Raw genomic sequence first — 10,236 nt, 5'->3', positions numbered from 1 at the left:
GTTCGGGTTGGATACATCTTAGCACGCTGTCCAATTTTGCCGGACCACTTCAATGATTACCACCTTTGGCTCCGGCAGCATTCCAGATGCCCCCGATACGGTTGACGGCGGCTTAGGTGAAGACCTCATTATTGGAGACCATGGTGACGTTCTTACCGGCGGAAGCGGCGAGGACATATTTGCTGTGGTAAACTCTATTAATATGGACACGGACGCGGTCACCATCACCGACTTCAACACCGAAGAGGACAGCCTGATTGCCTTCGTACCCGAGGCCGATCAATCAAATGAGGCAATGGAATTTAGATACGATGCTTCGGCAAATGCGCTGCGCGCGTTCTGGCGGGGTGACGAAGTGGCTGTGCTGAACGGACTGAGCAGCGCTGACGCCGCCAACGTCGACGTTACCGTCATTGATGCTGAAGACCTTCAACGCGCGGGGCTTGTGTAATTAATTACGAACTTCAGCCCCCTAAAGCACAGATAGCTTCAGGGGGCTGGAGTTAACATATTCTTTTAGACTGCGGCTTTGCGCATCTCGTCGATGTAAATCTCGCGCAAGCGCACCGCCACTTTGCCCGGCACACCCTCGCCCAGCGCCACTCCGTCGATTTCGACAACAGGCATGACGAATGCGCTAGCAGATGTCGTGAAGGCTTCATCCGCCTGCTGTGCTTCTTCGATTGTGAAGGCGCGTTCTTCGACCTCCATCTGGGCCTCGCGTGCCATGCGCAGAACAGCCACACGGGTGATCCCGTGCAAGATTTCGTTGCTTAGTTGGCGTGTGATGATCTTGTTGCCTTTGACGATATAAGCGTTGTTTGAAGTGCCTTCGGTCACCTTGCCGTCTTCGACCATCCATGCGTCATCACAACCCAACTTTTTGGCCATCATCTTACCCATCGACGGGTACAACAGCTGCACGGTCTTAATGTCGCGGCGACCCCAGCGGATGTCTTCGATGCTGATGATCTTCATGCCCTTTTGGGCCGCAGGGTTGTCGGCCAATCCGGGCTTGTTCTGTGTAAACAGAACAATCGTAGGTTCGGTCGTTTCGGGATCAGGGAACACGAAATCACGATCCCCGTCAGAGCCTCGTGTGATTTGCAAATAGATCAGACCTTCGTCAATGCCGTTGGCACGGACCAATTCGCGGTGCACCTCCAACAGGTCTTCTTTGCTGATCGGATTTCGCATATCCAATTCACCCAGTGACCGCTCCAGCCGAACAGCGTGACCGTCAAAATCCACCAACTTACTGTCCAGCACCGAAGTCACCTCATAGACGCCATCAGCCATCAGAAAACCACGATCAAAGATCGAAATCGTGGCTTCATTCTCCGGCATGTATTCGCCGTTCACGTAAACTGTCCGCATGTCGTCTATCCCCAAAGCGCGCGCGTGGGCGGATGCACCCCCGCGCTGTCAAATGTCAAAGCTGCCGTCCGGTCTTCGGCCAACAAAAGCGGCCCGTCAAGGTCCACAATCTTGGCGCCCTGTGCCACTAGCACCGCAGGTGCCATCGCTAAGGACGAACCGACCATGCAGCCCACCATCACGTCATAACCCTCGGCAAGGGCTGCGTCGCGCAGCGCCAGCGCCTCTGTCAGTCCGCCCGTTTTATCGAGCTTAATGTTCACGACGTCATACTTACCCTTGAGCGCGGGCAAGCTTGTCCGATCATGGCAGCTTTCGTCTGCACAGACAGGCACAGGGCGTTCCATACCGATCAGCGCGTCATCCTCTCCGGCAGGCAAAGGCTGTTCTACCAGCGCTACACCAAGGCGCACCAGGTGCGGTGCAAGATCGGCATAAACCTCTGCTGACCAGCCCTCGTTCGCATCCACAATGATGGTGCTGTCTGGCGCACCGGCACGCACCGCTTCCAAACGCGGCATGTCGTCGGGTGTTCCCAGCTTAATCTTTAGCAGTGGACGAAAGGCATGCTTGGCTGCCTGCTCACGCATCTTTTCAGGCGTATCCAGCGACAAGGTATAGGCCGTAATCTCAGGCTTTAAAGGTTTCAGTCCCGCAAGCTGCCAAACCGGCGTGCCCGTCTGCTTGGCCTCCAGATCCCACAGCGCGCAATCCACCGCATTGCGGGCCGCACCCGCAGGCAGAAGATCATATAAAGCCTCGCGGGTGATCGTGCCTGACAGGCCTTCAATCTGCGCAGTAACACTCTCAAGCGTTTCACCGTAGCGCGCATAGGGAACACATTCGCCCATACCTACCGCATCCCCGTCGGTGATCCGTACTTTCAGCACCTTGGCTTCCGTCCGCGAACCACGGGAGATCGTGAACACCTGTGCCAGACGGAATACATCTACGGTTACTTCAATCTGCATCATGCGCAATTTTCCTTCACCTTGGACGCCGCCTAAATATGGTCGGCGCCATTGGTTTTCATTTCCCCAGTGGTTTCAATCCCGCCCCGGTTAGAGGCGGAACAGATCACAGGGCCTCCAGCGCTTCGGCCAAACGCTCTGCGCCATGGCGGAACGGATCCACTGCGGGCAGACCCATTTCTTTTTCAACCTTGGCAAGATAGGCGCGTGCTTCTTCTTCGGACATATGCTGGGTGTTGATCGACACGCCAATAACTTCGCACGCAGGATTTGCGACCCGCGCAAGTGTCAGCGCCACATCATGGATCGCAGTCATCTCTGGCACCTTATAGTCTGGCAAGCCACGCATGTGTGGTCGGGTCGGCTCGTGGCAGACGATCAGGGCATCGGGCTGCCCGCCATGGATCAGGGCCAGCGTCACGCCGGAGTAGCTAACGTGAAACAGGCTGCCCTGCCCCTCAATCACATCCCAGTGGTCGGGATCATTGTCAGGGGTCAGAAATTCGATAGAGCCAGCCATGAAATCAGCCACTACAGCGTCCAAAGGTACGCCATCACCGGTGATCAGAATCCCCGTCTGCCCTGTTGCACGGAAAGTGCTTTTCATGCCGCGTTCACGCATCGCGTTATCCAGCGCCAGGGCGGTGTACATTTTGCCCACCGAACAATCAGTGCCAACAGCCAGCACCCGCTTGCCGCTACGCTTCACACCGCTGGCAATGGGGTAATCAACAGTCGGGATACGGACGTCATGCAGTGTGCGTCCATGCGCCTGTGCGGCGGCCACCAGATCGTCTTCCACGTTCAGCAGATTGTGCAGACCAGAGGCCAGATCAAACCCCATGTCCAGCGCCTCTATCAGCACTTCTTTCCACACCTTCGAGATATGGCCGCCGCGGTTTGCTACGCCAATCACCAGCGTTTTCGCGCCGGCCGCCTTCGCATGTGCCAATGTCATATCTTCTAGCCCGACATCGGCTTTGCATCCGTCCATGCGGAATTGACCAACAGCATTTTCAGGACGCCAGTCCTTGATTCCTTGCGCTACTTTCGCGGCAAGTTGGTCCGGCGCGTCGCCCAGAAACAGCAGGTAAGGTGTATGGATCATGGTCCGAATCTCCGACAGGTTAATGACTTTTGCGCAGCTTGATGAAAAGCTGACACATTTCAATCGCCTATCTACCATCTGGCCCGATCTGGTTGCAGTAGTCGCCCTTAACTGGACTCATCCCCGCGTAAATTTCGCACAGCCGCAAATTGCTGCACCTGCAAAACCCCCCTTGCGACCACGCGCGCAATTTTATAACCAACTCAGGTAAATATACGACATTTTATGTCTCAAAAGGATTGACCTCATGAGCTTTCGCCTCCAGCCGATGCCCCCTGCCCGCCCTAATCGCTGCCAGCTTTTTGGCCCCGGCTCCAACACCAAACTCTTTGCCAAGATGGCCGCCTCTGATGCTGATGTGATCAACCTTGACCTTGAGGACAGCGTTGCCCCCAACGACAAAGACATGGCCCGCGCCAACGTGATTGAGGCGATCAATACGGTCGATTGGGGCACCAAGACCATCTCGGTCCGGATCAACAGCCTTGATACGCCATACTGGTACCGCGATGTGGTCGACCTGCTAGAGCAAGCTTCCGAACGGTTGGACCAGATCATGATCCCGAAAGTTGGCTGTGCGGCAGATGTCTATGCCGTGGATGCATTGGTCAGCGCGATCGAGGCCGCGAAGGGCCGCAAAAAGCGTATCGCGTTCGAAGTCATCATCGAAAGCGCCGCAGGCATTGCCCACGTAGAAGAGATCGCCGCGTCCTCCCCTCGCCTTGAGGCGATGAGCCTTGGCGCTGCTGACTTTGCTGCCTCTATGGGTATGCAGACGACAGGCATCGGTGGCACGCAGGCGAATTACTATATGCTGCACGAAGGTGCGAAATACTGGTCCGACCCGTGGCACTGGGCACAAACCGCTATCGTCGCGGCTTGCCGGACCCACGGCATCCTACCAGTTGACGGGCCCTTCGGTGATTTCTCTGATGATGAAGGCTACCGCGCGCAGGCACGCCGCTCAGCCACGCTTGGCATGGTAGGAAAATGGGCCATTCACCCCAAACAGATCGCGCTTAGCAACGAAGTATTCACCCCGTCAGAGGAAGCTGTCGCCGAAGCGCGCGAGATTCTTGCCGCTATGGAAACAGCCAAAGCAAACGGCGAAGGTGCCACTGTATACAAAGGCCGCCTTGTCGACATCGCGTCGATCAAACAAGCCGAAGTCATCGTGCGCCAGTCCGAGATGATCGCAGGTTAAGTCGCCCCGACGAAACGCAAACGGCCCGCCAATGGCGGGCCGTTTTGCGTTTATGGTCGCCTGTTTTAGCCGATCACAGTGATCGCTGGCGCAGGCTGGGCCTGACCCGCAGGCGACATATCCCACCTCGCCGCATAGAGGCCGAGCGCAACGATCGCCCCTAGAAGCCCGACGAGCAGATAATTAATCACAACCATATTTAACTCCACCTTCAAACACATTGCCTCCACATTTATTCCGCGCCAGTTAACCTGGCGCAATGAACGGCTTGGAAACAGTGTGTTTCACCCCCTTGCAGAACCCTAATCCTCCCCAGGCTGAACAAATTGTTTCGCTAACCTCAACAACACGCCGCAAAATACCAGATTTCATTTCCGTTCGTTTTACCCCACAGCTTGCGTCATGACCTTTGAGACCATAACCGCCCTCGCCGTTTTCGCCTTTGTAAGTTCTGCCACACCGGGGCCGAATAACCTGATGCTTATGGCCTCGGGGGCAAACTTTGGCTTTTGGCGCACGATCCCGCACATGTTGGGGATATCCATCGGCTTTATGGTGATGCTATTTTGCGTTGGCGCAGGGCTGGTCCAGATCTTTGACCGCTTTCCGCTTATCTACGATGTGCTCAAAGTCGCGAGCGTGATCTACATGCTCTGGCTGGCATGGAATATTGCGAACGCGGCACCTGTCCGGAAAGCCGAGGCTGCCGGCACGCCGATGACATTTTTGCAAGCGGCGGGTTTTCAGTGGGTTAATCCAAAGGCTTGGGCAATGGCGCTTACAGCGATCACCGTTTATGTGGGCGATGCGTCGCTGCTTTGGCTGTCGGCGGCTGCCCTGCTGTTCGCCGTGGTAAACTTGCCTTCGGTCACGATCTGGACGCTGGCCGGGCAACAACTGCAACGCATCTTGACCAACCCGCGCCGCCTGCGCGCGTACAACTGGACGATGGCCGCACTGCTCATCGCGTCGCTATATCCACTGCTAGGTCTCTGAGCGCCGTTGCATCACGCGCTATTCACCGCCATATAAAGCCAACACCAGTCCGGAGGCCGCAATGACCCAGTATTTGGATTTTGAAAAACCCCTCGCCGAAATCGAAGGCAAGGCGGAGGAGCTGCGAGCAATGGCGCGGCGTGATCCTGAAACAGACGTGACCCATGAGGCCAAGGCACTGGATGCCAAGGCCGTCAAAATGCTGGACGATCTTTACAAGAACCTAACGCCTTGGCGGAAATGTCAGGTGGCCCGCCACCCTGACCGTCCGCATTGCAAAGATTACATCGACGCACTATTTACCGAATACACGCCGCTGGCCGGTGACCGAAACTTTGCCGACGACCACGCCGTCATGGGTGGCCTCGCGCGCTTTAACGATAAGCCCGTAATGGTAATCGGCCATGAAAAGGGCAACGACACCAAAACGCGGATTGAGCGGAACTTTGGTATGGCGCGCCCAGAAGGCTATCGCAAAGCCGTGCGCCTGATGGAGATGGCCCACCGCTTTGGTCTGCCCGTGATCACGCTGGTAGACACCCCCGGCGCCTATCCAGGCAAAGGTGCTGAAGAACGCGGTCAATCCGAAGCGATTGCGCGTGCGACGCAGAAGTGTCTTGAAATCGGTGTGCCGCTGGTCAGCGTCATCATCGGCGAAGGCGGTTCTGGCGGGGCTGTGGCGTTTGCCACCGCTAACCGCGTCGCGATGCTGGAACACTCGGTCTATTCCGTGATCTCGCCCGAAGGCTGTGCCTCGATCCTGTGGAAGGATTCCGAGAAAATGCGCGAGGCTGCAGAAGCGCTACGCCTCACCGCACAAGACCTTAAGCAGTTAGGCATAAATGACCGGATCATTCCCGAGCCCAAAGGTGGCGCACACCGTGACCCAAAGGCAGCGATTTCTGCCGTTGCCGAGGCGATTTCGGATATGCTCAAATCTCTCGAAGGCAAAAACCCCAAAGCACTGATCAAAGATCGCCGCGAGAAATACCTTGATATGGGTGACCGGGGGCTTTCGGTCTGAGCACACTCTTCCCGCTGATCGACGGCCTTCCTGGATCGCTCTCCATAACTTTGCGCCCGAAGGTGCTGCTGGATGATCTGGCGCACCTAAAAAGTTCCGGCATAGACACGCTCATATCCCTGCTTGAGCCGTCCGAAGCGCCGTCAATCGGGTTGTGCGACGAGGCCGGAAGCTGCTCAGTACTGGGCATGACGTTTATCAACCACCCAATCCGTGACATGCACCTGCCAGAGCCAGAAAGCTTCACCCGTTTTGCCGCCGATGTGGCGCAGCGGTTGCGCAATGGATCGCATATCGCGCTGCATTGCCATGCAAGCATCGGCCGCTCTGGCATGCTCGCATGCATAGTTCTGGGTTATTTCGGCTATACGGCTCAAACCGCACTGGCCCATGTCAGCCAAAGGCGTGGCGTCCCAGTTCCCGACACAGAGGAGCAAGCGGCGTTTATCCACCATATCATGCAGGTATCACAGGCCTGACCCGTCCTTACTTGGCATGCGAGATAGGTGAAGTAACGAAAGGTCATTGAGAGGCAATGCAGTTCATGCCGCAGCGCACATTCAGGTCGAGCGTTTAAGTCGCCAGCATCCGCAGGCCTTGCGTCACATCGGACCTAACCGCCAATCGCAAACCCGGCTCATCCCCCGCGCGGAGTGCTGCGATGATGAGCTTGTGAAAATGCGGTGGGTCGGTCCGGCGCAGGCGACCATAAAGAGCACGCATTGTCGGCCCCATCTGCAACCAGACGGTCTCTGCCATGGCCAACATCGCAGGGGCTTGCGCGCGCAAGTATAGAGTGCGGTGGAACTCAAGATTGGTGCGGATATAGCTCACCGCATCGCGGTGCGCGACCGCCTCACCTACCTTGGCGTTGATGTTCTGCAACCGCTCGATCAGCGCCAAATGCGCCCGTGGCAGGGCGCGCGAGGCAAGCTCGACCTCAATCAGCGCCCGCAGTGCTGCCAGTTCTTCAATGCGTTCGTTGCTGAGAAGTGGCGTCGAGATGCGGCCCGAGTTCGACATACTCAGCGCTCCTTCGGCCACCAGCCGCCGCACAGATTCGCGCGCCGGCGTCATCGAAACCTCGTACTCCTTGCCTATCCCGCGCAATGTCAGCGCAGCACCCGGTGGAATATCTCCGTGCATAATACGTGAGCGCAAATGCCGATATACACGGTCATGCGCCAGAGGAGCGGGATCAACAGGGCGGGATGTTAGGTTCATACGCTTTTGTGATCACAAGCCAACGCCGCGTCAAGCCAGATACCACCCGCTCCTAGAACTTGTACCGGTGCAACGTGCTGCCATTTGCGCGCAGCCAATTGCGTGGCGCAGCATAGTCTCCGTAAATCTTCGCTACTTCGGCCCAGAACGCGGACGAGTGATTCATCTGCGCCAGATGCGCCACCTCATGCGCCGCGACATAGTCCAAAACTTCAGGCGGGGCCATGATCAGCCGCCATGAGTACATCAGGCCACCGTCCGACGTACACGACCCCCAACGCGACCGCGTATCGCGCAGCGACAGGCGTGCATAGCTGCGGCCCAGCAACGCTGCATAGTCATCGCTGGCACCTGCCAGCCGGTCACGCGCCAGCTCTTTTAGGTGCGCGGACAGGCGCTTGCCTGCGCGCTCCGGTGGTCCGGGCACGAAAATGCCATCAGAGGTGATTTGCACCCTCCGCCCCGATCCAGATTGAACTGTATACACCCTGCCACCCAGAGGCAGCTCCGCACCTATTCCCACCAACACATCCCCACCACGTGCGTCCAGATGCTTGCGAATCCATGCCTCTTTGCTGCGTGCAAAATCTATTGCTTCACGCTCGGCCAGCCGTTTTGGCATGGTTAGCGTCACGCGCCCGTCCAACTGACTGATCCGCAAAGATATACGCTTTGCCTGCGCAGAACGCCGCAATATCAGGGAAATCGGGGGGTCTCCGGGGAGATGCGGATCAGACATGCGGTGCTCACGGGGTGGGGTATGGGGCTTTTGGCTGGACAGCATGCCCTGCATATGGCAATTGCGCTGAATCATCTAGACACAACACCAATGATTAAAGGGGAAATACATGCCCAACGAAGAATGGGGAACCAAGCGCCTGTGCCCCACCACGGGCAAGCGTTTCTATGACTTGAACAAAGACCCGATCATCAGCCCCTACACCGGCGAGGTCGTGGAAGTTGACCAGTCAAAATCCCGCATGATTGCCGCCGACGCGGAAGATGCAGCCACAGCAAAAGCCAAAGCATCCGAGACTACCGATAGTGGAGATCTGGTAGATGACGATGATGTTGACGTGGATCTGGACGACGATCTGCTGGACGACGATGAAGACGATGATGATGATACAGTTCCGCTCGATGAGATCGCAGATGTAGCATCCAACGACGACGATTGATAAGTCAGGTCGGCGGGGTCATGCTTTTTTCGCTTGATCCCGCCGCCGCTTGTGCCTAATACACTCCGCATCGGCTCTTCGGAGTCGTCCCTTCGTCCCCTCAAGGGACACCATTCCACGCTTGCGTTGTTTGGGGCATTAGCTCAGCTGGGAGAGCGCCTGCATGGCATGCAGGAGGTCAGCGGTTCGATCCCGCTATGCTCCACCATTCTCTTTCTTTACAGTACCTTAGAGAAGCATTGAAACGGTGCGCCACACAAGTGAGGCACAAAAATGCATCTCGATGCGTACTTATACCGTTTACGGCACAGCACCTTCTACTTCCGCTGGCCCCTTCCCAAAGCCCCTAACAGCGCAAAACGTGCTTCCATTCGCCTCTCGTTAGGAACACGGCGCCCCAAACTTGCAGGCCAACTAGCTCGTCACCTTGCATCATGCGGTGATGCCCTGCGGTACAGTAAGGCTCTGTCCAACATGCGTTATGACGAACTTAGGGCCTTAATCCACCGCTACTTCAAAAAAGCACTATCGCTCCAGATGGATCGGCTCAATGCGAATGGTCCGATGTCCGATCTGGAGCTTGCACCCGCCGAGACCGCACGAGCGCTCTCTGATGCGTCAGATGAAGAGTTCTGGGACATGATCCACCCAGAGGGCACAGAGGGCTTCCTGCGGCAATTCTGCGGGGCCAGTGGCGTTCCCCAGTCTGAAGAAACTGAAAACCCTGCGAGAATATTGCGAGAGTACAAGTTAGCTTTCCGGGACATGCTAAAGGCATGGGAAATTCATCGTCAGTCACTCAACACCTATGAGTACTATAATGCGGCAGTCAGTTCAGCTCCGGACAAAACAGCGTTGCAGCACGACACGTCGTACACCTTGCAGCACGCAATCGACGAATACATCAATGAGAATAAGCGTGCAGGCACTTCACAACCCGCCACGATAGCAAAAAAGACAACCAACCTGAGTATGCTAACTGAACTGTTCGACGGGGACAGATCATTGGCAACCCTTACTAAACAAGATGCACAGCACGTGAAACGCATTTTGTTAGAGCTACCTGCAAACCGAAACAAGATGGCAAAGACCCGTGAACTGTCTGAAGTGGTCCTGCTTTTTAGGACAGTTTTGCGGCTTGGCTAAGATGCATC

General features: G+C 56.5%; 13 protein-coding genes and 1 tRNA gene. 8 read left to right on the top strand and 6 right to left on the bottom strand.

The annotated features are described in order from the left end of the window. Positions 1 to 52: 52 nt before the first annotated feature. The gene (locus V7730_RS20425; protein ID WP_335749411.1) at positions 53 to 451 is read left to right on the top strand and encodes a hypothetical protein; all 399 of its coding nucleotides are present in this window, start codon (positions 53 to 55) and stop codon (positions 449 to 451) included. A 65-nt stretch (positions 452 to 516) separates the two neighbouring features. On the opposite strand, the gene V7730_RS20420 is transcribed toward V7730_RS20425, so the two are convergent. The 3 genes from V7730_RS20420 to dgcN form a co-directional block, all read right to left on the bottom strand. After that, entirely contained in the window at positions 517 to 1,377 is an 861-nt protein-coding gene (locus V7730_RS20420) for a D-amino-acid transaminase (protein WP_335749410.1), read from the bottom strand. A 5-nt stretch (positions 1,378 to 1,382) separates the two neighbouring features. Continuing rightward, positions 1,383 to 2,348 (bottom strand): N-acetyl-D-Glu racemase DgcA, encoded by a 966-nt coding sequence (dgcA, locus tag V7730_RS20415; RefSeq protein ID WP_335749413.1) that lies wholly within the window; start codon positions 2,346 to 2,348, stop codon positions 1,383 to 1,385. A 106-nt stretch (positions 2,349 to 2,454) separates the two neighbouring features. Continuing rightward, the gene (gene dgcN, locus V7730_RS20410; protein WP_335749409.1) at positions 2,455 to 3,456 is read right to left on the bottom strand and encodes an N-acetyltransferase DgcN; all 1,002 of its coding nucleotides are present in this window, start codon (positions 3,454 to 3,456) and stop codon (positions 2,455 to 2,457) included. A 247-nt stretch (positions 3,457 to 3,703) separates the two neighbouring features. On the opposite strand from dgcN, the gene V7730_RS20405 reads away from it, so the two are divergent. Next, the gene (locus V7730_RS20405; RefSeq protein ID WP_335749408.1) at positions 3,704 to 4,660 is read left to right on the top strand and encodes an L-malyl-CoA/beta-methylmalyl-CoA lyase; all 957 of its coding nucleotides are present in this window, start codon (positions 3,704 to 3,706) and stop codon (positions 4,658 to 4,660) included. 65 nt (positions 4,661 to 4,725) lie between these two features. Here V7730_RS20405 and V7730_RS20400 read toward each other — a convergent pair whose 3' ends face one another. Next, positions 4,726 to 4,857, bottom strand: a complete 132-nt coding sequence (locus tag V7730_RS20400; RefSeq protein ID WP_335749407.1) for a hypothetical protein — start codon at positions 4,855 to 4,857, stop codon at positions 4,726 to 4,728. 205 nt (positions 4,858 to 5,062) lie between these two features. Here V7730_RS20400 and V7730_RS20395 point away from each other — a divergent pair, with 205 nt between their 5' ends. The 3 genes from V7730_RS20395 (at position 5,063) to V7730_RS20385 (ending at position 7,159) form a co-directional block, all read left to right on the top strand. After that, positions 5,063 to 5,656, top strand: a complete 594-nt coding sequence (locus V7730_RS20395) for a LysE family translocator (RefSeq protein WP_335749406.1) — start codon at positions 5,063 to 5,065, stop codon at positions 5,654 to 5,656. A 61-nt stretch (positions 5,657 to 5,717) separates the two neighbouring features. Continuing rightward, on the top strand, positions 5,718 to 6,680 hold the full coding sequence (locus tag V7730_RS20390; protein WP_335749405.1) for an acetyl-CoA carboxylase carboxyltransferase subunit alpha: 963 nt from the start codon (positions 5,718 to 5,720) through the stop codon (positions 6,678 to 6,680). Then, entirely contained in the window at positions 6,677 to 7,159 is a 483-nt protein-coding gene (locus V7730_RS20385) for a protein-tyrosine phosphatase family protein (protein ID WP_335749412.1), read from the top strand. The genes V7730_RS20390 and V7730_RS20385 overlap by 4 nt, the downstream gene beginning before the upstream one ends. A gap of 94 nt (positions 7,160 to 7,253) precedes the next feature. On the opposite strand, the gene V7730_RS20380 is transcribed toward V7730_RS20385, so the two are convergent. Next, positions 7,254 to 7,904: a GntR family transcriptional regulator gene (locus V7730_RS20380; RefSeq protein WP_335749404.1), complete on the bottom strand. Its 651-nt coding sequence runs from the start codon at positions 7,902 to 7,904 to the stop codon at positions 7,254 to 7,256. Between the two features lie 52 nt (positions 7,905 to 7,956). Then, positions 7,957 to 8,643, bottom strand: coding sequence for a M48 family metallopeptidase (locus tag V7730_RS20375; protein WP_335749403.1), 687 nt, complete (start codon positions 8,641 to 8,643; stop codon positions 7,957 to 7,959). A 109-nt stretch (positions 8,644 to 8,752) separates the two neighbouring features. Here V7730_RS20375 and V7730_RS20370 point away from each other — a divergent pair, with 109 nt between their 5' ends. The 3 genes from V7730_RS20370 to V7730_RS20360 all read left to right on the top strand — a co-directional run bounded on the left by V7730_RS20370 (position 8,753) and on the right by V7730_RS20360 (position 10,228). Then, entirely contained in the window at positions 8,753 to 9,082 is a 330-nt protein-coding gene (locus tag V7730_RS20370; protein WP_335749402.1) for a TIGR02300 family protein, read from the top strand. 132 nt (positions 9,083 to 9,214) lie between these two features. After that, a tRNA-Ala gene (locus tag V7730_RS20365) sits at positions 9,215 to 9,290 on the top strand. 266 nt (positions 9,291 to 9,556) lie between these two features. Then, positions 9,557 to 10,228, top strand: coding sequence for a hypothetical protein (locus V7730_RS20360; protein WP_335749401.1), 672 nt, complete (start codon positions 9,557 to 9,559; stop codon positions 10,226 to 10,228). Positions 10,229 to 10,236: the final 8 nt, after the last annotated feature.

The organism is Sulfitobacter sp., from assembly GCF_036961165.1.
In the GTDB taxonomy this organism is placed as follows: domain Bacteria; phylum Pseudomonadota; class Alphaproteobacteria; order Rhodobacterales; family Rhodobacteraceae; genus Sulfitobacter.
Note: the sequence above shows the minus strand (reverse complement) of the source record. Positions and strands in the feature narration are given on the sequence as shown.